At 73.4% G+C, this 22825-nt stretch carries 18 protein-coding genes and 1 riboswitch; of the genes, 9 read left to right on the plus strand and 9 right to left on the minus strand.

Going from position 1 to position 22825, the window contains the following annotated elements; translation table 11 throughout:
• The first annotated feature begins 14 nt into the window (after positions 1 to 14).
• On the plus strand, positions 15 to 545 hold the full coding sequence (locus ACFVVO_RS01605) for a TQO small subunit DoxD (protein WP_390050949.1): 531 nt from the start codon (positions 15 to 17) through the stop codon (positions 543 to 545).
• Here the strand turns inward: ACFVVO_RS01605 and ACFVVO_RS01610 are convergent.
• Positions 536 to 751: a hypothetical protein gene (locus tag ACFVVO_RS01610; RefSeq protein ID WP_390050950.1), complete on the minus strand. Its 216-nt coding sequence runs from the start codon at positions 749 to 751 to the stop codon at positions 536 to 538. The two genes, ACFVVO_RS01605 and ACFVVO_RS01610, sit on opposite strands and share 10 nt — an antisense overlap.
• The gene (locus tag ACFVVO_RS01615; RefSeq protein WP_390050951.1) at positions 738 to 2225 is read right to left on the minus strand and encodes a PspC domain-containing protein; all 1488 of its coding nucleotides are present in this window, start codon (positions 2223 to 2225) and stop codon (positions 738 to 740) included. Before ACFVVO_RS01615 ends, ACFVVO_RS01610 begins: the two co-directional genes overlap by 14 nt.
• 210 nt (positions 2226 to 2435) lie before the next feature.
• Between ACFVVO_RS01615 and ACFVVO_RS01620 the strand changes: the two genes are divergently transcribed.
• Both ACFVVO_RS01620 and ACFVVO_RS01625 read left to right on the plus strand, forming a co-directional pair.
• Positions 2436 to 3725: a PspC domain-containing protein gene (locus ACFVVO_RS01620; RefSeq protein WP_390050952.1), complete on the plus strand. Its 1290-nt coding sequence runs from the start codon at positions 2436 to 2438 to the stop codon at positions 3723 to 3725.
• The gene (locus ACFVVO_RS01625) at positions 3722 to 4453 is read left to right on the plus strand and encodes a LuxR C-terminal-related transcriptional regulator (protein ID WP_390050953.1); all 732 of its coding nucleotides are present in this window, start codon (positions 3722 to 3724) and stop codon (positions 4451 to 4453) included. The genes ACFVVO_RS01620 and ACFVVO_RS01625 overlap by 4 nt, the downstream gene beginning before the upstream one ends.
• 14 nt (positions 4454 to 4467) lie before the next feature.
• Here the strand turns inward: ACFVVO_RS01625 and ACFVVO_RS01630 are convergent, their stop codons facing one another.
• Positions 4468 to 5532, minus strand: coding sequence for an NlpC/P60 family protein (locus tag ACFVVO_RS01630; protein WP_390051553.1), 1065 nt, complete (start codon positions 5530 to 5532; stop codon positions 4468 to 4470).
• 426 nt (positions 5533 to 5958) lie between these two features.
• Between ACFVVO_RS01630 and ACFVVO_RS01635 the strand changes: the two genes are divergently transcribed.
• Positions 5959 to 6312 (plus strand): hypothetical protein, encoded by a 354-nt coding sequence (locus ACFVVO_RS01635; RefSeq protein ID WP_390050954.1) that lies wholly within the window; start codon positions 5959 to 5961, stop codon positions 6310 to 6312.
• Positions 6313 to 6315: 3 nt separating this feature from the next.
• Here the strand turns inward: ACFVVO_RS01635 and ACFVVO_RS01640 are convergent, their stop codons facing one another.
• On the minus strand, positions 6316 to 7290 hold the full coding sequence (locus ACFVVO_RS01640) for a tellurite resistance/C4-dicarboxylate transporter family protein (RefSeq protein WP_390050955.1): 975 nt from the start codon (positions 7288 to 7290) through the stop codon (positions 6316 to 6318).
• Between the two features lie 72 nt (positions 7291 to 7362).
• Positions 7363 to 8457: a C40 family peptidase gene (locus ACFVVO_RS01645; protein WP_390050956.1), complete on the minus strand. Its 1095-nt coding sequence runs from the start codon at positions 8455 to 8457 to the stop codon at positions 7363 to 7365.
• Between the two features lie 7 nt (positions 8458 to 8464).
• A riboswitch (cyclic di-AMP (ydaO/yuaA leader) is annotated at positions 8465 to 8636 on the minus strand.
• Positions 8637 to 8919: 283 nt separating this feature from the next.
• On the opposite strand from ACFVVO_RS01645, the gene pcrA reads away from it, so the two are divergent.
• Positions 8920 to 11400, plus strand: coding sequence for a DNA helicase PcrA (gene pcrA / locus ACFVVO_RS01650; RefSeq protein ID WP_390050957.1), 2481 nt, complete (start codon positions 8920 to 8922; stop codon positions 11398 to 11400).
• 80 nt (positions 11401 to 11480) lie between these two features.
• On the opposite strand, the gene ACFVVO_RS01655 is transcribed toward pcrA, so the two are convergent.
• Positions 11481 to 13040: a M23 family metallopeptidase gene (locus tag ACFVVO_RS01655; protein WP_390050958.1), complete on the minus strand. Its 1560-nt coding sequence runs from the start codon at positions 13038 to 13040 to the stop codon at positions 11481 to 11483.
• 258 nt (positions 13041 to 13298) lie between these two features.
• On the minus strand, positions 13299 to 14156 hold the full coding sequence (locus tag ACFVVO_RS01660) for an esterase/lipase family protein (RefSeq protein ID WP_390050959.1): 858 nt from the start codon (positions 14154 to 14156) through the stop codon (positions 13299 to 13301).
• A gap of 224 nt (positions 14157 to 14380) precedes the next feature.
• Between ACFVVO_RS01660 and ACFVVO_RS01665 the strand changes: the two genes are divergently transcribed.
• Positions 14381 to 14797 carry a cobalamin B12-binding domain-containing protein gene (locus ACFVVO_RS01665; RefSeq protein WP_390050960.1) on the plus strand — a complete coding sequence of 139 codons (417 nt, stop codon included), beginning with the start codon at positions 14381 to 14383 and terminating at the stop codon, positions 14795 to 14797.
• A gap of 83 nt (positions 14798 to 14880) precedes the next feature.
• Here the strand turns inward: ACFVVO_RS01665 and ACFVVO_RS01670 are convergent, their stop codons facing one another.
• Positions 14881 to 16518: a DUF5691 domain-containing protein gene (locus tag ACFVVO_RS01670; RefSeq protein WP_390050961.1), complete on the minus strand. Its 1638-nt coding sequence runs from the start codon at positions 16516 to 16518 to the stop codon at positions 14881 to 14883.
• Positions 16519 to 16583: 65 nt separating this feature from the next.
• Positions 16584 to 17954, minus strand: coding sequence for an SWIM zinc finger family protein (locus ACFVVO_RS01675; RefSeq protein WP_390050962.1), 1371 nt, complete (start codon positions 17952 to 17954; stop codon positions 16584 to 16586).
• Between the two features lie 132 nt (positions 17955 to 18086).
• Here ACFVVO_RS01675 and ACFVVO_RS01680 point away from each other — a divergent pair, with 132 nt between their 5' ends.
• From ACFVVO_RS01680 to ACFVVO_RS01690, 3 genes are read left to right on the plus strand one after another with little or no spacing between them, the layout of a single operon-like run.
• Positions 18087 to 19217, plus strand: a complete 1131-nt coding sequence (locus ACFVVO_RS01680; protein ID WP_390050963.1) for an AAA family ATPase — start codon at positions 18087 to 18089, stop codon at positions 19215 to 19217.
• Positions 19214 to 21586 (plus strand): DUF5682 family protein, encoded by a 2373-nt coding sequence (locus ACFVVO_RS01685; RefSeq protein WP_390050964.1) that lies wholly within the window; start codon positions 19214 to 19216, stop codon positions 21584 to 21586. Before ACFVVO_RS01680 ends, ACFVVO_RS01685 begins: the two co-directional genes overlap by 4 nt.
• Positions 21583 to 22761 (plus strand): VWA domain-containing protein, encoded by a 1179-nt coding sequence (locus ACFVVO_RS01690; protein ID WP_390050965.1) that lies wholly within the window; start codon positions 21583 to 21585, stop codon positions 22759 to 22761. The genes ACFVVO_RS01685 and ACFVVO_RS01690 overlap by 4 nt, the downstream gene beginning before the upstream one ends.
• Positions 22762 to 22825: the final 64 nt, after the last annotated feature.

Below are 22825 nucleotides of genomic sequence, written 5' to 3' on the forward strand. Positions count from 1 at the left end.
GGCGGCTGGCAGTGATGACTCAGGGTATTCGGACGGACACGTACACCTCCGATCCGAACGGCGTGCGCGGCTGGCGGGACACGGCCACCCGGTACGCCCTCCTTCCGCTTCGCATCTTTCTCGGCGTGACCTTCGTCTACGCCGGTCTGAACAAGATCACCGACAGTGCCTTCCTCAAGTCCGGCGGCGCCGGGTCGATCGGCGACACCATGCGCGCGGCCCGCGGCTCCGCCGCCCTTCCCGCCCTGATCGACCTGGCGCTCAAGAACCCCGTCGGCTTCGGCTTCGCCATCGCCCTCGGCGAGCTGGCCATCGGCATCGGCACCCTGCTCGGACTGCTCGGCCGGCTGGCCGCCCTCGGCGGCGCGCTGATCTCGCTCAGCCTGTGGCTCACCGTGAGCTGGGCCTCGACGCCGTACTACTACGGCAACGACCTCGTCTACCTGATGGCCTGGCTGCCCCTCGTCCTCGCCGGAGCGCCCTACCTCTCCGTCGACGCGGCCCTCAGATCGCGCCGACGAGCCCGAGCGGGCGGCTACCGCTGACCGCTGCGCGCGGCGTGCCGTCTGCGTACGCCCCGCGCCGCCGCCGTGCTGACGCCGGCCAGGCAGAGGCCGCCCACCACCAGCGGGACGATCAGGAACCACGGGGCGTCCCACAGCCCGGCCGCGTCGCCGGCGTAGACCGCGCCGGCGGCGGTCAGGAAGAGACCGGCGACCAGCTTCCCCGGCTGGAACTCATGACGCAGCATGGCTGACCTCCACCTGTCCGACGCCCACCCGGAGATCCAGCCTGAGCGTCCCGGCCTTCTTTCCGGAGCCGACCGGTGAAAGGGTCACGTCCTGGTGCCTGCCCGGCTTCACGTCCACGTCCTTTCTGCTGTCACCGGGCAACCGGATGTCGCCCACGCCCACGTCGATGCTCATCCGCACGGTCGTGTCCCGCGGCACGATGACCTTCAGCTGCCCCGCGCCCACCTCCGCGTCGGTGGTCACCGTCCGCCCCCTGCCGGGGTGCACCCGGGTCAGGTCCAGGGTGCCGACACCGGTGCCCACGGAGTAGGCGGGCCGCACGTCCGCCGTCGCGGCCGGTCTCCAGGACGTCCGGTTCCAGTGGGTCGCCATGTCCTTCGGCAGGGCCGTGGCGCCCGCCAGCAGCGCCGCGGTGACGATCGCCAGGAACATCGACCCGGCCCCCGTCCGGCCCAGGAACGCGCTGACCGCGATGCCGAGGCCGAAGGTCACGAGCGCCCAGGCCAGGCCGGTCTGAAGGCTGGTGCCCAGCGGGTGCGTGTCCCAGGTCAGCCCGGTGCCCAGGCCGCCGGCCAGCAGGGCGAACAGGAACACCCAGCCGCCGATCCAGCGCGGGCCGCGCGGTCTCGGCGGCGCCGGCCGCGTCGGCTGTGAGGTGCCGGGGTGGGTCCAGGGGAGGTCGATCCCGAGGTCGACGGCCGGGGCGAGGTGCCGGTCACGGGCGTCGGGAGGGCCCCACAGATACCCGGTGCCGCCTACATGGGTGCCGTCCTTGACGATCGGATCCCGCCACCAGGAGGGGTGGTGGATGGTGATGACCGGCGGCGCCTTGGCCTCCGGCGGGGCGTCGGCGGCGGCCTGCGCGGCGAGCGGATCGGGGTCGGGGGCACCGCGGTGCCGTGACCAGTACCCGGCGCCGGCCAGCAGCAGGGAGAGCACCACGGCGAAGGCGAGCACCCCGCCGTTCTTCAGCATGGTCAGGAAGATCCCGCACCCGACCAGCGCGAACAGCACGGCGGCCAGCGCCTGCCCGTCGACCCGCCCGGTCAGCAGCCTGCGGACCTCGTTCTCCTCTTCCTCCTCGTACGGCACGAGCAGCCAGGCGAAGCCGTAGAAGATGAGACCGATGCCGCCGGTCGCTGCCAGCACGGCCAGGGTGATCCGGAAGATCACCGGGTCCATGTCGGCCTGCCGTCCGAGCCCCGCGCACACGCCCGCGATCGCCTTGTGCCGGCGGTCGCGCCGGAAGCGGCCGGGGGCCTCGGCGGTGTCCTGCTCCTCCGTCCGCTGCTCCGTCTTCCGCTCCGCTGTCGTCGTCCGCCCCGCGGTGCCGGTGCCGGCGGCTCCCTCCGCTCCGGGCGTTCCTGTCCCTCCCGTCGCGGCGGGCGCGGCATCCGTCGGCCCGGTGCCCGGGGCCGGGCGCGGGCCGGGGCCGGGTCCCGGACCCGTCGCGGCGTGCTCGTGATCCGTCATGTGTCCATGGTGACGGTCCGTCCGCCGCGAGGGCAGTCGGGATCCCCCTGGGTGAACCCTGAGATCGGCCCGGAGAGACGGCGGGGAGGCGTTCGACACGGGCCGGCCGGCCCCTGCGGACCGCCGGCCCGGAGATCAGCCCGGAGATCAGGGGAGTCTAGGGGGCGGACCCTGATGCTCCGCCCCCGCAGCCGTGTGACCATCGATGGCATGCCGGAAGCCGCAGCACTGCCCCTCGAAGATCCGCGGCCACCGCGCAAGCTCTACCGCAGCAGCGACGGCCGCTGGCTCGGCGGAGTGGCGCGGGGTCTCGCCGGGCACCTCGGCCTGCCCGTCATCTGGGTCCGGCTCGCCTTCGTCGGCCTGTTCATGGCCAACGGACTGGGCGCGCTGCTGTACGCCGCGTTCTGGTTCTTCGTCCCGCTCGGCGTCGGCGGCGTCGGCGGCCACAAGCCACCGCTGGTCGGCACCGAGACCTCGCCGGAGGGCCGCCGCAGACTGGTGGCCCGCAAGCCGGACAAGGGACAGATGGTCGCCCTGCTCCTCATGGTCATCGTGTCCGTGGTCTTCGTGGGCAGCGTCAACCTGACCAACGGGGCCAAGGCGTATCTGCTGCCCGCCGTGCTGGTCGCGGCCGGTGTCGCCCTCGTCTGGCGCCAGGCGGACAACGCCCGCCGGGCCCGCTGGGTCGAGGTCGGCAGCCGCCGGCGCACGCTCACCCTGCTGCGCGCGGGCGTGGGGGTTTTGCTGGTCACCGCCGGCGTCTCCGCCATCTTCGTCATGCAGGGCTCGGCCGCCCACCTCGGCGCGGTCCTCCAGGCCGCGCTCGCCGTCCTCGTCGGCATCACCCTGCTCGCCGGCCCCTATCTGGTCCGGATGACCCAGGACCTGTCCGAGGAACGCCTCATGCGCATCCGCGCTCAGGAACGCGCCGAGGTCGCCGCCCACGTCCACGACTCCGTGCTGCACACCCTCACCCTGATCCAGCGCAACGCCGACAACGCCGGCGAGGTGCGCCGCCTGGCCCGGGCCCAGGAGCGGGACCTGCGCACCTGGCTGTACAAGCCCGAGGGCACGGGCAAGGATGAGGCGGACGAGCCCGACACGGTCGCCGAGGCGGTGCGGCGCAGTGCCGCCGAGGTGGAGGACAAGCACGGCGTGCCCATCGAGGTGGTCGTGGTCGGCGACTGCCCGCTCGACGAACGGACCGGCGCGCAGATGCAGGCCGCGCGCGAGGCGATGGTCAACGCCGCCAAGTACGGTGGCGAGGGCGGTGCCGTGCAGGTGTACGCCGAGGTCGAGGGGAGGACGGTGTTCGTGTCGGTCCGCGACCGCGGCCCGGGTTTCGACCTCGACTCGATACCCGCCGACCGCATGGGTGTCAGAGAATCGATCATCGGCCGCATGGAGCGCCATGGCGGCAAGGCCCGGCTGCGGGCGGTGCCGGGCGGCGGCACGGAGGTCGAACTGGAGATGGAGAGGGCGGAGAAGACGTCATGAGCGACGCGACCGAGGCGAACGGCACGGCGGGAGCGGCGGAGCCGGCCGGGTCCGACCCGACCGGGAAGCGGCATGTGCGCGTGGTGCTCGTGGACGACCACCGTATGTTCCGCACCGGCGTCCAGGCCGAGATCGGTCAGACCGCCGAGACCGGGGTCGAGGTGGTCGGCGAGGCCGCGGACGTCGACCAGGCGGTCTCGGTCATCACCGCGACGCGGCCCGAGGTGGTCCTGCTCGACGTCCACCTGCCGGGCGGCGGCGGCGTCGAAGTGCTGCGTCGGTGCGCCGCGTTGATGGCGGACGCCGAGCGGCCCGTCCGCTTCCTCGCCCTGTCCGTCTCGGACGCCGCGGAGGACGTGATCGGCGTGATCCGCGGCGGCGCCCGCGGCTACGTCACCAAGACCATCACCGGCACCGATCTGGTCGACTCGGTCTTCCGGGTCCAGGAGGGCGACGCCGTCTTCTCGCCGCGCCTGGCCGGGTTCGTCCTGGACGCCTTCGCCTCCACCGACGCCCCGCCGGTCGACGAGGACATGGACCGCCTCACCCAGCGCGAACGGGAGGTGCTGCGCCTGATCGCGCGCGGCTACGCCTACAAGGAGATCGCCAAGCAGCTCTTCATCTCGGTCAAGACGGTCGAGTCCCATGTCTCGGCGGTCCTGCGCAAGCTCCAGCTCTCCAACCGCCACGAGCTGACCCGCTGGGCCACGGCACGCCGGCTGGTCTGACCGCCGCGGCGCCCTCACGACACCCGTGTCGCCCCCGCGAACGGCATCTCGTCGACGGGGGCCACCCGGACCGGGGCCGACGGGTTCGGGGCGTGGATCATCCGGCCGTTGCCGATGTAGATGCCGACATGGCTGATGCCGGAGTAGAAGAAGACCAGGTCGCCGGGTTGGAGCTGGGAGCGGGGCACTCGTCGGCCCGCGTTGATCTGGGCGTAGGTGGTGCGGGGCAGGGAGATGCCCGCGGAGCGGTAGGCGGCCTGCACCAGCCCCGAGCAGTCGAAGGCGTTGGGCCCGGTCGCGCCCCACACATAGGGGCTGCCGAGCTTCTGGTAGGCGTAGGCGACGGCCGTGGCCGCACGGGAGCCGGAGGCGGCGACGGACCCCGCTTGCTCCAGGGCTGCCCGGGTGTCCGAGGCGGAGCGCGCGGCGTGCCCGGCGGAGGCGCCGTCGCCGGTGATCCGTGACCGCTCCGGGGGAGTGAGGCGTGCCAGCAGTCGGCGCGCCTCCCCGAGCTTCGCGGTGACGGTCTGCTTGTGCCGTCGTACCTCCACCTGCCGCGACCGCAGCGACTTCAGCTCGACGCGGGAGGCGCCGCGCAACTGCTCGATCTCGCGGAGCTGTTCCCGCACCCGCGCCACCGTCCCGGCCTGCCGGTCGCTCGCCCGCTCCGCGAACGCGGCCCCGTCCAGGTACCGGTCCGGGTCGCTGGACAGCGCCAGCTGCCAGGAGGGGTCGATCGTGCCGTCGCGGTACTGCGCCGCCGCCAGCGAACCGAGCGCGTCACGTGCCGTGTTGAGCTTCTGCTGCCTGCGGGCGGCCTCGTCCCGCAGCGAGTTCAGCCGCCGCTGGGCCGCGTCCGCCTTCTCCTTCGACCCGTTGTACTTCTCGGTGGCGCTCTCCGCCTCCTGGTACAGCTTGTCGACCTTGGCCTTCACCTGGGCCGGCGTCAGCTGCGGCTCGGCGTTGCCCGTGCCCTCGAAGGCCGTCGCGGTGGCCGCGCCCGCCAGGGCGAGGGTGACGGCCGTGCGGGCCGTGTTGCCGCCGAGCGAGCGCTGTCGGGGCTTGCGGTGCGCTGCCACCTGGACCGTCACGTCCTTCCATGGGACCTCTGCGGCCGAGCGGTCGGGGTGTCCGGCGGCCGCCCGCACAGGGGATCGGGCCGCCGCCGGACCTTTCTCGGCGGAGGTGGCCGGCGGCCGCCCCTGGCCCGGGCGGCGGTGGGAAGCCGGTCACCTGGGGGAGGACGCTAGGCCGGACTGTGACAGGTTGGTAACGCACTGTACGGAAGTGGCCGAGACGGACCGAGCTGTACCCGTCCGTGATCGCATTGCCGGGCCATGGCTGCCGCCTTCACGCTGCGTAGTGACCGAAGCGCGCATTGAGGGACCCACGGGGACCCTGTGGTGCTATGCGGCGCATATATGCAAGATCCCCCGCGCGGGATAGCGGCCGTGGGGCGGGCCCGGTGACCGGCCGTCCAGGACCGCCTCATAGGCTCCGGGGTCATGGACGTACTCATCCATCTCCTCGTCGGCCTGCACATCATCGGCATCGCCGCGCTGCTCGGCGGTTTCCTCACCCAGATGAAGGCGATGGGCCAGGGCACGGCCCGGTTCGTCCCCGGGATGCTGCACGGCGCGTTCACCATGCTGGTCACCGGCGTGGCCCTGGTCGGGCTCAACGAGGCCGACGGCCACCACGTCAACACCTTCAAGATCGGCGTGAAGCTGGCCCTGCTGATCGTGATCCTCGGGCTGGTCTACGTCCAGCGTGACGAGGAGAGGGTGGACAAGCGCGTCTTCGGGCTCGTCGGCCTGCTGACCATGGCGAACATCTTCATCGCCGTGCTGTGGACGTGAGGCTCAGCGCGCCCTGACGAGGCCGGCGCGGGCCGCGAGCACCGCGCCGGCCGCGACTACCAGCCACACCGCCACCGCCAGCCACACCAGCACCTGGCCCGGCCTCCGCAGCCACTCGATGCCCAGGGCCGCCGCGACCGACAGGGTCGACGCCGCCGTCATGCCCAGCGGGAACACCGTCGACCAGCGCCGCACGTCGAAGCGCAGCCGCGGCCGGGCCACCTCGGCGGCCAGCAGGACCACGCAGCAGGCCAGGTCCAGCACCAGCAGCGCGACCGTGACATTGCGCAGCACGCCCCGGTCGTCGTCGTTCCACAGGTACAGCCGCGCACTGTCGGCGGCCAGCAGCTTCGCCCCGGCCAGCGCCGAGATGGCGAGCGCACCGCCCGCGATCCAGTGGTCCCCGGCCCCCTCCAGCACCTGCCGCGGATCGAAGCGCGCCAGCGCCAGGCCGTAGAGGACCAGGCCCAGCCAGAACAGCACCAGCGCGGCGCGCGCCAGCCACGCCGTCGTCTCCGCCGCGGCCAGGGTGGCCGCCAGCACCGCCAGCCCCTGTGTGGCCACACAACACAGGAACACCGCCCCCGGCATGCGCCGCCCCCAGTGCCGTACGACGAGAAGCAGCAGCACCGGCCACAGCAGAACCGCCAGCGCCAGGGCGGCCCCGGCCAGGGTCTGCCGGCCGAGCAGCGAGAGCCGGGTGCCGAGCACCGTCGTGGCGGCGACGGCGGAGAGCGCGCCGGGGCTCTTCGCCTCGGCCAGCCACCGCGGCCGCTGCGTCACCAGCCGTACGGCGAAGTCGGCGGCGAGCGCCACCCAGGCGAGGCAGGCCAGCCACAGGAAGACCAGGGACACCACCTCGGGACCGGTCAGATGCAGGCCCACCGACACGATGCCGCTCGCCATGACGGCTGCCCCCGCCGCCGGCGGACGCCCCGCCCACCATGTACGCAGACCAGAGAAGCCGGGCATGGGCATGCGCCCGATGCTAGGGAGCGGTGGCGCCCGCGCTCGCGGGGCACGCGCGCGCGGGGCCCGAAAAGAGCACCGTCAGGCCGGCCGCACCACCCGGTGGACGACCGACTCGCCCGCCAGGTGGACCGGTTCCTCGCGCACGTACGCACCGGGCCGCGGGGCGTGGATCATCGTCCCGTCGCCTGTGCACAGGCCCACATGGCTGCTGTCTTCGTGGAAGAAGACCAGGTCACCGGGGCGCGCGTCGGCGAGCGGGACCGCGGTGCCCATGGCGGCCTGGTCACGCGCGGCACGCGGCAGGGTGACACCCGCGGCCTTCCAGGCGGCCTGGGTGAGGCCGGAGCAGTCGTATGAACCGGGCCCGCTGGCACCTGAGACGTACGGCTTGCCGATCTGGGCGCGCGCGAAGGCGATGGCCTTCTCGGCCTTGGTGACGGGGGCCAGCGGGGCGACGGGCGGCACGCTCACCGGCCGCGCCGCGGACCGCGGCCGCTCCGGAGCCCGGGCCGGGACCGAAGGCGGAGCCAGGACCGAGGGCGGAGCCGGGACCGAAGCCAGAGCCGGAGCCGGATGCGGAGCCGGCACCGCAGCCATAGCCGGAGCCGGGGCCGCGACCGGAGCCGTCAGTCGGGACAGCAGCTCGCGCGCGGTGGCGAGCTTGTGCTGGACGGCCGCCTTGGCCGTCCTCACGTCGTACCGCGCGGCGGCCGGCGCCTCGGGGGCCCTGGGGGCCTTCCCGCGCTCGGCCGCGCCCTTCACCCGGGAGGCCAGCCGGTTCATCAGCCGGCTCTGGGCGAAGTGGTCCTCCGGGTACTCCGCGAGCAGCGAGCCGGCCGTCTCGGGAGCGGCGGCGAACGGAGCCAGCCCCTCGCGGGCCTTGGTGAACAGCCCCGGGCGCCGGACGGCCTCCGCGCGCGGGACCTCGGCGCGAGCCCGCTGCACGGCCGCGGGCTCCTCCTCCGGGTCAGCCCTGCGGTACAGCTCATCGATCTTCTTCTCGACCTCCTCCACGCTCGGCCTGCCGTCGCCTGCGGAGGAGGCGGAGGCCGAAGCGGCCCCGGCCGTCTGGGACAGGACGGCCACGGAGGTGAGGGCGGCGGTGGCCAGGACGGGGGTGCGGATGCCCGTCCCACGGGTCCCCGGGGGACCCGGCTTGCGGTGCGACGCCAAGGGAGGCGACTCCTTCCAACATGCCGCCTACCGGGTTAGCTGTCGGGTTCGGGCGGGTGGTTCGGAAGGGTTGCCCTACGGCGTCGTCCCGGGCGGGAGTCGGCCGATTCACCCCAGGAACGGTGGGTCCCCGGCTCCGGCTGCCACGAGGGGCGCACCGGACTCGGCGGAGGCCGCGCGGCCCGGCGAGGTTCGCCGGTAGGGGTCGTGCGGCCTGACGGCAACCTAGCCAACTCGTGTGACTCCTGTGAAGGTTGCTGTGCCATATGTCCGATACATTTCCGTGACCCGGGGCCGGTTTCATACGGGCGTGACAAGGCGCTTTCGCAGGGTGAGGGGTTCGGCCGCATTCCTGGCGCGATGGCCGACGCGCCGGTGCCGTGTGCTGTCGCGGACCTCACGGGCGCCGACTTCCCGGTGCCGGGACCGGTTGTCGGTGCGGCCCCCTAGACTCGTAGAGCGATGAGCAGCCTCTTTGACGACAGCTTCCTGGCGGACCTCCAGGCCCCTCGCGGGCACGCGGAGGAGCCCCCGCCGCCGCCCGAGGACGACCACGCTCCGGAGCCCCTTCCGGACGATCTGTTCGGCGGGAAGTTCGACGTGCCGCCGGACCGGGACGCCCACTACCGCGACGGCGCCCCGCGTCCCGTGATCGACCCGGACGCGCTGATGCGGGGGCTGAACGACAACCAGCGCGCCGCGGTCGCCCACGCCGGCTCGCCGCTGCTCATCGTGGCCGGCGCGGGTTCCGGCAAGACCCGCGTGCTCACCCACCGCGTCGCCCACCTGCTCGCCGCGCGGAACGTGCACCCGGGTCAGATCCTCGCGATCACCTTCACCAACAAGGCCGCGGGTGAGATGAAGGAGCGGGTCGAGCAGCTCGTCGGCCCGCGCGCCAACGCGATGTGGGTGATGACCTTCCACAGCGCGTGCGTGCGCATCCTGCGGCGCGAGTCCAAGAGGCTCGGCTTCACGTCGTCCTTCTCGATCTACGACGCCGCCGACTCCAAGCGCCTGATGGCCCTGGTCTGCCGCGACCTCGACCTCGACCCCAAGCGCTACCCGCCGAAGTCCTTCAGCGCCAAGATCAGCAACCTGAAGAACGAGCTGATCGACGAGGAGGACTTCGCCGCCCAGGCCACCGACGGATTCGAGAAGACCCTCGCCCAGGCCTACGCGCTCTACCAGTCACGGCTGCGCGAGGCCAACGCGCTGGACTTCGACGACCTGATCATGACGACGGTCAACCTGCTGCGCGCCTTCCCGGACGTCGCCGAGCACTACCGCCGCCGCTTCCGGCACGTCATGGTCGACGAGTACCAGGACACCAACCACGCCCAGTACGCTCTGGTACGGGAACTGGTGGGCACCGGGCAGCACGACGAGGACGTACCCCCCGGCGAGTTGGACCTGCCGCCCGCCGAACTCTGCGTGGTGGGCGACGCGGACCAGTCGATCTACGCCTTCCGGGGCGCGACGATCCGCAACATCCTCCAGTTCGAGGAGGACTACCCGAACGCGACGACGATCCTGCTGGAGCAGAACTACCGCTCCACGCAGACCATCCTGTCCGCCGCCAACGCGGTCATCGAGCGCAACGAGTCCCGCCGCCCGAAGAACCTGTGGACCAACGCCGGCCAGGGCGCGCGGATCACCGGCTACGTCGCCGATACCGAGCACGACGAGGCCCAGTTCGTCGCCGACGAGATAGACCGCCTCACCGACGCGGGCGAGGCGAAGGCCGGGGACGTCGCCGTCTTCTACCGCACCAACGCCCAGTCCCGTGTCTTCGAAGAGGTCTTCATCCGCGTCGGCCTGCCCTACAAGGTCGTCGGCGGCGTCCGCTTCTACGAGCGCAAGGAGGTCCGGGACGTCCTCGCCTACCTGCGTGTCCTCGCCAACCCCGAGGACTCGGTGCCGCTGCGCCGCATCCTCAACGTGCCCAAGCGCGGCATCGGCGACCGTGCCGAGGCGATGATCGACGCCCTCTCCCAGCGCGAGAAGATCAGCTTCCCGCAGGCGCTCAAGCGCGTGGACGAGGCCTACGGCATGGCCGCACGCTCCACCAACGCCGTCAAGCGGTTCAACACGCTGATGGAGGACCTGCGGACCATCGTGGAGTCCGGCGCCGGACCGGCGACCGTGCTGGAGGCCATACTCGAACGCACCGGTTACCTGGCCGAGTTGCAGAACTCCACCGACCCGCAGGACGAGACCCGCATCGAAAACCTCCAGGAACTCGCGGCGGTGGCCCTGGAGTTCGAGCAGGAGCGTGCGGAGGGGGAGACGGGCACGCTCGCCGACTTCCTGGAGCAGGTCGCGCTGGTCGCCGACTCCGACCAGATCCCGGACGAGGAGGACGGCGACGGCGTCATCACCCTGATGACCCTGCACACCGCCAAGGGCCTGGAGTTCCCGGTCGTCTTCCTGAGCGGCATGGAGGACGGCGTCTTCCCGCACATGCGCGCCCTCGGCCAGACCAAGGAACTGGAGGAGGAACGGCGCCTCGCGTACGTCGGCATCACCCGCGCGCGGGAGCGGCTGTACCTCACCCGGTCGGCGATGCGCAGCGCCTGGGGCCAGCCCTCGTACAACCCGCCCTCCCGCTTCCTGGAGGAGATTCCGGCCGCGCACATGGAGTGGAAGCGGACCGGAGGGGCGGCGCCGGTGTCCTCCGGACCCGCCGCCGGGTTCGCTGCGTCGCTGTCCTCCGCCCGCTCCCGCTCCGCGGCGTCGGGCGCGTCCGGGTTCGCCACCCGGCGCACGGCCGAGAAGCCGGTGGTCGCGGTGGCCGTCGGGGACCGGGTCACGCACGACCAGTTCGGCCTTGGCACGGTCGTCGCGGTCAAGGGCACCGGCACCAACGCCGAGGCGACGATCGACTTCGGGGACACCAAGCCGAAGCGGCTGCTGCTGCGGTACGCGCCCGTCGAGAAGCTCTAGACGACCCGTCGGGCAGCCCCGGACGACAGGAGCCCCGCCGGTCGGGCGGGGCTCACGTCATTCGTCCGTCTCTCCGAGGCTCAGCTCGGGTCCAGCCCGTGGCTTCGCAACCACGGCAGTGGGTCTATGGCCGCCCCGCCGGCCGGCCGGACCTCGAAGTGCAGGTGCGGTCCGGTGGAGTTGCCCGAGTTGCCTGAGTAGGCGACCGGCTGGCCGGCCTTGACGGTCGTACCGGAGGCGACGCGGTAGCTGGAGAGGTGGCAGTACCAGGTCTCCGTGCCGTCCTTGGCCGTCAGGATCATCATGTTGCCGTAGGCGCTGTTCCACTTGGTGGAGACGACGCCGTCGGTCGCGGCCATCACCGTGGTGCCGTACGAGACCGGGAAGTCGATGCCCGTGTGCACGGACATCCAGTTCACACCGGCCTGGCCGAAGTAGGCGCTGAGCCCCTTCTGGGCGACCGGGAGCACGAACTTGGGCCGCAGCCGCTCCTTGAGCGCGGCCTCGGCGGCGGCCTTCTTCTTCTGCAGTTCCTGCTGGTTCTTGAGGTCGATGCGTTCCTGCGTACGGCTGGCCCGGTCGGCGAAGTCGTCGGCGCCGGCGGAGAGCGTCCTGAGCTGGGTGTCCAGCTTGCTGTTGGCGACGGACGGCTTCACCGACTGCGCGTCCGAGGCGGTGGCGGAGGTTTCCTTGCCGTCGTCGGTCAGGCCGCCGACGGAGGCGGCGGCGATGCCGGCGACCCCCATCACACAGGCCGAGGGCACGGCGATGGTCAGCAGCGCGGAGCGCTTGGGCGGCGTACGGCGACGGGAACGCGCCGCGCCGCGGGAGCCCGCGCGGGGCGCCGGGATGGAAGCGAACTCCTCCTGGTCGTCGAGCAGAACCGGGACGGCGGGCAGCTCACCCGTGTCGCCCGGCTCGCCGTGCCCTGCGGCCGCTTCCCCGAACTCGCCGGGCTCGGCGTACTCACCGAACTCGGCGGCACCGGTGTACTCGCCGGTGTCCGCGTACTCGCCGGCCTCGGTGTAGTCGACACCCTCGGCGTACTCACCGAACTCGCCGGTCTCGGTGACCTGGTCGAACGGCTCGGCAAGCTGGTCGTGCGGTGTCCCGAGCTGGTCGGGCTGCACGGGCGTGCCGTCGGAGTTCCACTGCGTGGCGTCGTACACGCCGGTGTCATAGGTCTGGGTGCCCCACTGCCACTGCTGGGTGGGGTCGGCGCCGGCGGACTGGTCGTGCTGCAGCCAGGTGTTCGCGTCCCACTGGCCGCTGACGTCGTTGCCCGTGGCCTGTGCCGGGATTGTCCAGGCGGTGGTGTCGTGTCCGCCCGTGTCGTAGGCCGTGTGGTGCTGGGCCGCGTACGGGTCGTACTGCGTGAACTGGCCCGTACCGGTCTGCCACTGCGTGCTGTCGTAGGCGCCCGTGTGCTGCTCGCCGCCGGGGAGACTGCCGAAGAGCGGATCGGCGGCGAAGGCGCCGGTCCCGCTGGTGCCGGCCGCGAAACCGGTGGCGTCGTAGCCGCCGTACGTGGTGAGGTCGTCGTACTGGGCTTCCTGCGTTCCGTACGCGTAGTGCCCGGTGGAGGCGTCGGAAGCCGGGGCCGGGGTGGTCATGGTCCCCGACGGGTGACGATCGTTCACCAACTTCTCTTTCGCCTCGACAACGGTGGCTGCCAGAGCAGTGCGGCGACTGTACCCGGCGGTACGCGGGCGCGACAATCGTCGGCCGGTTTCGCTTGGGCCGGAAACGGGCATTCGGCCGTGATTCGGGGGTCCGTGAACGCGAGTTTGGCTTTGTGTTCGAGAACTGTTCGATGCTGGATGACGCTGTGTCACCTGTGGAGCGGCTGTGTCACCGCCCGTGCACGGCCTCGGCCCACCCCTCCGGGGCGGTCTCCCTCACGCCACCGTCACGCCGTCGGCGATCCGGCTCTCGGCGGGCGTGGCCTCCAGGGCCTCACGTATCCCGGTGGCGACGGCGGGGTGCACGGGCAGGGCGAGATGCCCGATGCCCGTCACCCGGACGTTGCGCACCTCCAGGTCGGGGTGGTCGATACAGGCCGACTCCAGGGGGTCCATCACGGAGTCCAGGTCGCTCCAGAAGCTGACGAACCGCGTACGGCAGCCGGGCGCCGGCCTGGTCAGCTCCTCGATCACCTCGGAGCCGGGCCGCATCTGCCGCACGATCGGGTGCGCGCTCGCCAGGGGCACGGCCCGGGTTCCGGAGTGCGGGGTGCCGAGGGTGACGAGGGTGCGTACCCTGATGTCACCGCCCAGGCACTGTGTGTAGTAGCGCGCGATGAGGCCGCCGAGGCTGTGGCCCACGATGTCGACCTGGGTGCTGCCGGTTCGCTCGCAGATCTCCTCGACATGCCGGCCCAGCAGTTCGGCTGCGATGCGTATGTCGCATGTCAACGGAGAGTAGTTGAGTGACTCCACGCGCTGCCGGCCGCTGCGCGCGAGGCTGCGGCGCAGCAGGACGAAGACCGAACGGTTGTCGATGAAGCCGTGCAGCAGCACGACCGGCGGTCCGGGCCTGTCCGGCAGCCGGGTGGTGCCGTCCGGGCCCTGGATGGAGGGCGCGGGGCCGCGCCGCTCCTGGATGAGGCCGGTCGGGTACAGCAGCAGATGCCCGGCCAGGATCGCCGCTTCCAGCGCGGTCGCCTTGAGCAGGGTCATGGAGAGATCGACCAGTCTGCCGGGCCACAGGCGCCGGTAGAGCGGGAGGACGAGCGGCAGTACCCCGGTGACCTTCATTGGCCGACCTCCAGTCGGCACGTGGGGGGCGGCTCGGTCCCCCGCGTGCCCTCATGTCCCACCATGTGATTTCCCCCTCCCCGCGCGCCGTAAAACTGCCGGTTGCGGGATGCTGGAGATAACGTTCGTTCACTTCGCGACGGGTGGCGGAACGCGCCAAAAGTGCGGTACTTGTCGTTACGGACGGAAGCGATCGCTTCCGGGGTCGTCTGATGGAGGCAGTGATGGGTGTGGCAGCCGGTCCGATCCGCGTGGTTGTGGCCAAGCCGGGGCTCGACGGCCACGATCGCGGGGCCAAGGTCATCGCGCGTGCGCTGCGCGACGCCGGCATGGAGGTCATCTACACCGGACTCCACCAGACGCCGGAGCAGATCGTCGGCACCGCGATCCAGGAGGACGCCGACGCGATCGGCCTGTCGATCCTCTCGGGGGCCCACAACACCCTCTTCGCCGCCGTCATCGATCTCCTCAAGGAGCGCGACGCCGAGGACATCCTCGTCTTCGGCGGCGGCATCATCCCGGAGGAGGACATCGCGCCGCTCAAGGAGAAGGGTGTCGCGGGGATCTTCACGCCGGGAGCGACGACCGGGGCGATCGTGGAGTGGGTGCGGGAGAACGTGCGTCAGCCAGCCGCTTCCTGAGCCCGAGCTGCCGCGGACGCGGGTGCCATGCGGCTCCGGGGGCGCCGCCCCTGGAGCCTTTCGCACATGAACGGCTCCTTGCCTCAGGTCCCGGACGGGCCGGGGGTTCCGTCCGGTGCCAGTTCCCCGGCCATCGCCGCCCGCAGCCGCAGGGTGGTGACGAGCCGCTGGAACGCCTCCGCCCAGTACCCTCCGGCGCCCGGTGAGGCGTCCTCCCGCTCATCGGGTATCGCCAGCAGGCCGTCGAGACGGGTGGCCTCCGCCGGATCCAGGCACCGCTCGGCCAGTCCCATCACCCCGCTGAAGCTCCAGGGGTAACTGCCCGCGTCCCGTGCGATGTCGAGGGCGTCCACCACGGCCCGGCCGAGCGGGGCGGCCCAGGGGACCGCGCACACCCCGAGCAGTTGGAACGCCTCCGACAGGCCGTGCGTCGCGATGAATCCCGCCACCCACTCGGCCCGTTCACCGGCGTCGAGCGCGGCCAGCAGCTTCGCCCGCTCCGCCAGGGACACCGCCCCGGGCCCGCCGGCCTCGGGCGCCGACGGCGAGCCGAGCAGCACCCTCGACCACTCGGCGTCCCGCTGCCGCACCGCCGCCCGGCACCAGGCGGCGTGCAGCTCGCCCTGCCAGCCGTCGGCCACCGGCAGCGCCACGATCTGCTCCGGGGTGCGCCCGCCGAGCCGCCCCGGCCAGGTCCCCAGCGGGGTCGCCTCCACCAACTGGGCCAGCCACCACGACCGTTCCCCTCTACCGGTGGGAGGCTTGGCCGCCACACCGTCCCGTTCCATGCCCGGGTCGCACTCGTGCGGCGCCTCCACGACGAGCGTGGGCGAAGCCGCCGTGCGGTCCACGGCCACACATGCCGCGGCCCGCCCCGCCATACGCCCGGCGAGTGCCGAACCGGGCAGCGACGACAGCAGTTCCGCCGCCGTCGCCCGGACGTTGCGGCTGCGGTCGCCCAACGCCTGCTCGAGGAACGGCTCGTCCTCGGCCGACAGGCCCGCGCGCAGCGAGTCGAGGAACATCAGACGGTCCTCCGCCCGCTCCGTCGACCAGGTCCCCTCCAGCAGTTCCCGTGCGACGGCGGGCGTACCGGCCCGCAGCGCGCCCAGCAGCGCGACCCGCTCGGCGAACAGCCCCTCCTGCCACAGCCGTCGCACCGCCTCACCGTCCCCGGCGTCGGGCAGCGCCGCGCCACCTCCCGGCGCCGCGCGCAGGGCGAACCGCCAGTCGGGGTTGAGCCGGGCCAGCCACAGCGCCCGCGGTCCGGCGAACGCCAGCGCCGCAGGCCGCAGGTCGGTACGGCCCCGGGCGGCGTCCAGCAGCGCGGGCAGCGTCTGGGCGGGGGCCGCGTAGCCGTGGGCGCCCGCCGCCGCCAGCCACTGCGGGAGCAGTTCCATGAGGTCCGGCGAGCTGCCCCGCCGCCCGCCGCCCACGCCGCCGGAGCGGTCGGCCAGCAGCGCGGCGAGCCTGCGGGCCGCGGCCGCGGGCAGCGCCGGACGCGGGTCCTCGGGGGCTGGCTCCGGCCGCCGCGCGGCCCGCCCGGGCCGCAGGCCCGCCCGCCGCCGTACGGTCGCCACGGCAGCGGCGTCCAGCAGCGCCAGGGGGGCCTCCCGCCCGGCGGCGGCTGCCGGAGGGCGCCGGTCGGTGCCGAGCAGTGCGGCGGTGACCAGCTCCTCCCAGGGGGCCGCGCCGTTCCGCGTGGCCGGCGTTCCGTTCATGACGTCCCGTTTCCCTTCCATCGTCGAGGGCGCCGCCCCGTTCCTCCGCCGGCGGTCGGGTCCGGTCAGCACAGCGTCACCGGGTCTCCCGGGCCCTCGGGCCACGCCGTCAGCGGGGTGAAGCCGCGGTGGCCGCACTCGCCGAAGACCCGCACGGGGGCGCCGCCGGACAGGGCGACCAGGCGCCACAGGCCCGGGCGGGAACGGAACGCCTCGGTGAGCGGCAGCGCCGAGTCCCCCTCCGCGTCGGCCAGTTGCCAGGCGTCGCCCGCACCCGTGTCCTGGGCGGGCACGACCCGGTCCAGCGTGACCGGGACCGAGTCCAGCCAGGGGTCCTCACGCAGGGCCTCGCCGTAGCGCGCCGCGGCCTCGGCGGTGGTCCCACCGGGTGGGCGCGGCGCGGCGGGCGCGGGCGGGGCGTACTGCTCGCCCAGAGCCGCCCGCACCTGACCGGCGCCGGGGAACACGGACAGGTCCGCGTCCAGCGCGAGACCGACCGGCAGCGACAGCTCCGGTGCCCGGCCGGCCGCGCCGTAGGAGAGGAGCAGCCGGGTCAGGCCCGAACCGGCGCCGTGCAGCCATATCCGGCGCGTCGTCAGTTTCGCGTCGGACGTGTCGTACTGGGCGAGGACCAGCCAGCGGTCGCGCTGCGGCGGGCCGTCCGGTGCGGCGGGCAGGCCGAGCCGGGAGCGGACCGTGGCCGCGAGGGCGTCCGGCAGCCGGTCGCGGCGCAGCCAGCCCTGGTCGAGGAGATGCAGCAGGGCACTCTCCTCCAGCAGCCGCGCCGGCCAGCCCGGACCGGAGGCCGGTATGGCCCCCAACTCCCGTACTCGCGCGGCGAGTCCTGGCGCCTGTGCGTCGACCATGCGGGCCGCCGTCTCGTCCCACTGGCCGTACCCCGTCTGCTCGGCCGCGGCCAGACCGCCGCGCAGCAGGTCCGCCAGGCGCTGCTCCAGCTCCGTCGCGCCCGCCGCGACCCGCTCGGCGCGGCGCTCCGCCCGCCGCCGCGCCGCATCGGGATCGGCGGCCCCGGACCCGGACGCGGCACCGCCGTCGTCCCCGGCACGCTTGTTCTCCGCGCGCTCGCGCCGGCCCGAGAGCCACTGCCCGGCCCAGTCCGGCGGCTCGGCCGCCACCGGCACCGAGCCGTCCCCCTCCGCCCAGAGCAGGAGCAGGCCGAGGGCGTGCTTGCACGGGAACTTACGACTCGGGCAACTGCACTTGTATCCGGGACCGGTGACGTCCGCGAGGTCCACCACCGTCTGGTACGGCCTGCTGCCGCTGCCCTTGCACAGCCCCCACACCGTCCCCTCTCCGCTGCCCGCACCGGACCACGGCCCGGCCGTGCCCAGTCTGCTTCCCGCCTTGCGTGACGCGGCGTCAGGCGCCAGAGCCAGCACCTGGTCCGCGGTCCAGCGCACCCCCTGCTCAGTCATGGAAACGACGGTAGGTCCCACCACTGACAATCGACCCCGCGAGCACGTTCATGCAGGTCAGAGCGATTGTCAGTGGTGTGGTGCACGGTGGATGCCAGATCCGAACCGGCCGAGCTGGAGGGGGCCTCAGCCATGTCTGTGTCCGTGGAACCGATGTCCGTCGACGCGAGCGGAGACCAGGACGCGCAGGCGTTGCGACCGCACGCCGAGCACGCCTTCGCCGCCGAACTCGCCGCGCTCGCCGCCCAGGACGACCGCCCGCGCCCGGCCCGCTGGAAACTGTCGCCGTGGGCGGTGGCGACCTACCTGCTCGGCGGCACCCTGCCGGACGGCACCGTGATCACGCCGAAGTACGTGGGCCCGCGCCGCATCGTCGAGGTCGCCGTCACCACCCTCGCCACCGACCGCGCCCTGCTCCTGCTCGGCGTACCCGGCACGGCCAAGACCTGGGTGTCGGAGCATCTGGCCGCGGCCGTGAGCGGCGACTCGACCCTGCTGGTGCAGGGCACGGCGGGCACGCCGGAGGAGGCGATCCGCTACGGCTGGAACTACGCGCGACTCCTCGCCCACGGCCCCAGCCGGGACGCCCTCGTGCCCAGCCCCGTCATGCGGGCCATGGCCGAGGGCATGACGGCCCGGGTGGAGGAGCTGACCCGCATCCCGGCCGACGTCCAGGACACCCTGATCACGATCCTGTCCGAGAAGACGCTGCCGATCCCGGAGCTGGGCCAGGAGGTGCAGGCGGTCCGCGGCTTCAACCTCATCGCCACCGCCAACGACCGCGACCGCGGCGTCAACGACCTCTCCAGCGCCCTGCGCCGCCGCTTCAACACCGTGGTGCTGCCGCTGCCGGAGAGCGCCGACGCCGAGGTCGACATCGTCACCCGGCGTGTGGAGCAGATCGGCCGCTCCCTCGACCTGCCCGCCGCGCCCGACGGCATCGACGAGATCCGCCGGGTGGTGACCGTCTTCCGTGAGCTGCGCGACGGCCTGACCGCCGACGGCCGCACGAAGCTGAAGTCACCGAGCGGCACGCTGTCCACGGCCGAGGCGATCTCCGTCGTGACCAACGGCCTCGCTCTGGCGGCCCACTTCGGTGACGGCGTGCTGCGCGCGGGCGATGTCGCCGCCGGCATCCTCGGCGCCGTCGTCCGCGACCCGGCGGCCGACCGGGTGATCTGGCAGGAGTACCTGGAGACGGTCGTGCGCGAGCGCGACGGCTGGAAGGACTTCTACCGGGCCTGCCGGGAGGTGAGCGCGTGAGCGACACCTCGGCCCGGGACGGTGCGTACGGCTCCGGGCCGCTGCTGCTGGGCGTACGGCACCACGGGCCCGGCTCGGCGCGCGCGGTGCGGGCCGCCCTGGACGCCGCCCGGCCCGGCGCGGTACTCGTCGAGGGGCCGCCCGAGGCCGACCCGCTGATCCCGCTGGCCGCCGACCCGGACATGCGGCCCCCGGTCGCCCTCCTCGCCCACGCCGTGGACGAGCCCGGCCGCTCGGCATTCTGGCCGATGGCCGAGTTCAGCCCCGAGTGGGTGGCGATCCGCTGGGCCCTCGAGCACGACGTCCCGGTCCGCTTCATCGACCTGCCGGCCACGCACACGCTGGCCTGGGACACCGAGGCGGAGACCCCGTCCGGCGCCGGGGTCGGGGAGGGCCCGGAGCACGACCTGCGCGTCGACCCGCTCGCGGTACTCGCCGGGACCGCCGGTCACGACGATCCCGAGCGCTGGTGGGAGGACGTCGTCGAGCACCGGGGCGCCGGGCCCCGGGACCCCTTCGCCCCGTTCGCCGCGCTGGAGGAGGCCATGGCCGCGCTGCGGGAGCGGTACGGCGTCGGCGGCAGACCGCGTGACCTGGTGCGGGAGGCCCATATGCGGCTCCAGGTGCGGGCCGCGCGCAAGGAGTTCGGCCCGGCGGTGGCCGTCGTGTGCGGCGCGTGGCACGTGCCCGCGCTGCGGGAGAGGACCACCGTTACCGCCGACCGGGCACTGCTGAAGGGGCTGCCCAGGATCAGGACCGATCTGACCTGGGTGCCGTGGACGCACCGCCGGCTGGCCCGGTCGAGCGGCTACGGCGCCGGGATCGACTCGCCGGGCTGGTACGGCCATCTGTTCCGGGCGCCGGACCGGCCGGTCGAGCGCTGGCTGACCAAGGTGGCGGGGCTGCTGCGCGAGGAGGACCGGATGGTGTCCTCCGCGCATGTCATCGAGGCCGTACGGCTCGCCGGCACCCTCGCGGCGATGCGCGGCCGCCCGCTGCCGGGCCTGAGCGAGACCAGCGACGCCGTGCGCGCGGTGATGTGCGACGGGTCCGACGTACCGCTGGCACTGGTGCACGACCGGCTGGTGGTCGGCGACCTGCTGGGCGAGGTGCCGGAGGCGGCGCCCGCGGTGCCCCTGCAGCGCGACCTCGCCCGGGAGCAGCGCGGGCTGCGGCTGAAGCCGGAGGCACTGGAGCGGGAGCTGGAGCTCGACCTGCGCAAGGACACCGACGCCGGCCGCGGCAGGCTGCTGCACCGGCTGCGGCTGCTCGGCGTCGGCTGGGGCGAGCCGGCCGAGTCCCGGGGGAGCACCGGCACCTTCCGGGAGACCTGGCGGCTGCGCTGGGAGCCGGAGCTGTCGGTCCGGGTCGCCGAGGCGGGGGTGTGGGGGACGACCGTGCTCGCCGCGGCCACGGCGAAGGCCGAGGCCGACGCGCTCGCCGCGCGGACCCTCGCCGACGTCACCGCCCTCGCCGAGCACTGCCTGCTCGCCGGGCTGCCGGACGCGCTGCCCGTGGTGATGCGGGTGCTCGCCGACCGGGCGGCCCTCGACACGGACGTCGGTCATCTCGCCCAGGCCCTGCCGGCCCTGGTCCGCTCCCTGCGCTACGGCGACGTGCGCGGCACCGACACCGGAGCCCTGACCGGCGTCGCCGCGGGCCTCGCCGAGCGGGTCTTCGTCGGCCTGCCGCCGGCCTGCGCCGCCCTGGACGCGGACGCGGCACAGGAGATGCGCGGCCATGTGGACGCCGTGCACACGGCCGTGGGCCTCCTCGCGGAGACCCTGGCCGGCACCCCTGCCGCCGGTCACGGGGACCTGCGCGGCCGGTGGCGCGCCGTGCTGCGGACCCTGGCCACGCGGGACACCGTGCCCGGCGTCGTCCGCGGCCGGGCCGTGCGGCTGTTGCTGGACGACGGCGAGCTGGAGCCCGGCGACGCGGCCCGGCTGATGGGTCTGGTGCTGTCCCCGGGCACCCCGCCCGCCGACGCGGCGGCCTGGATCGAGGGTTTCGCCGGGGGCGGGGGCGGCATGCTGCTGGTCCACGACGAACGGCTGCTCGGCCTGGTCGACACCTGGCTGACCGGGGTCCCCGCGGACGCCTTCACCGACGTACTCCCGCTGCTGCGGCGCACGTTCTCGGCGTACGCGCCCGGCGTGCGCAGAACCCTCGGGGAACTGGTGCGCCGCGGCCCCGGAGCGGACACCGCCCGCACGGCCCGGGCGGCGGCCGTACCCGGCTTCGCCACCGAGCCGGACACCGCGCGTGCCGACGCCGTGCTGCCGGTGCTGCGGCTGCTGCTCGGCCAGGACCCGGACGGCGGCACCACGACGACCGACGACGACTGCCTGACGGGAGTGGGCGCATGACCGGCGAACCCCTGCTGACGGAATCCGCCGACCCTGCCCCGGAGCGGCTGCGGCGCTGGCGGCTGGTGCTCGGCGGCGACCAGGCCGACGGCACCGGATACGCGCTGTCCGGCCGGGACGCGGCGATGGACGGGACGCTCGCCGCTCTGTACGGCAAGGGCGACAAACCGCAGGGAGGGCGGGACCGTTCGGCGGGCCTGGGCGCCTCGGCGCCGTCCGTGGCCCGCTGGCTGGGCGACATCCGCACCTACTTCCCGTCCTCCGTCGTCCAGGTCATGCAGCGCGACGCCATCGACCGGCTCGGGCTAGCGTCCCTGCTGCTGGAGCCGGAGATGCTGGAGGCGGTCGAGGCCGACGTGCATCTGGTCGGCACGCTGCTCTCGCTCAACAAGGCCATGCCGGAGACGACGAAGGAGACGGCGCGGGCGGTGGTGCGCAAGGTGGTCGAGGACCTGGAGAAGCGACTCGCCGCCCGGACCCGGGCCACCCTCACCGGCGCCCTCGACCGCAGCGCGCGCGTCAGCCGGCCGCGCCACCACGACATCGACTGGAACCGCACCATCGCGGCCAACCTCAAGCACTACCTGCCCGAGTACCGCACGATCGTGCCGGAACGGCTCATCGGATACGGGCGGGCCGCGCAGTCCGTGAAGAAGGAGGTCGTCCTCTGCATCGACCAGTCGGGCTCGATGGCGGCGTCCGTGGTCTACGCGTCCGTCTTCGGGGCGGTGCTGGCCTCGATGCGGTCGATCGACACCCGGCTCGTCGTCTTCGACACGGCGGTCGTGGACCTCACCGACCAGCTGGACGACCCGGTCGACGTGCTCTTCGGTACCCAGCTCGGCGGCGGCACGGACATCAACCGGGCGCTCGCCTACTGCCAGGAGCGGATCACCCGGCCCGCCGAGACGGTGGTCGTGCTGATCAGTGACCTGTACGAGGGCGGCATACGCGACGAGATGCTCAAGCGGGTCGCGGCGATGCAGGCGTCCGGGGTGCGGTTCGTCACCCTGCTCGCGCTGTCGGACGAAGGAGCGCCGGCGTACGACCGGGACCACGCGGCGGCGCTCGCGGCGCTCGGAGCACCGGCGTTCGCCTGCACGCCCGACCTCTTCCCGGAGGTGATGGCGGCGGCGATCGAGAAGCGGCCGCTGCCGATACCGGACACCGCCTGACGCGGCCCGAAAAAAGGGACATGGCTACTCATTGGTAACAGGGGGCTTGCGCGACCACGGGCCG

This window comes from Streptomyces sp. NPDC058145 (genome assembly GCF_042884245.1).
GTDB lineage: Bacteria > Actinomycetota > Actinomycetes > Streptomycetales > Streptomycetaceae > Streptomyces.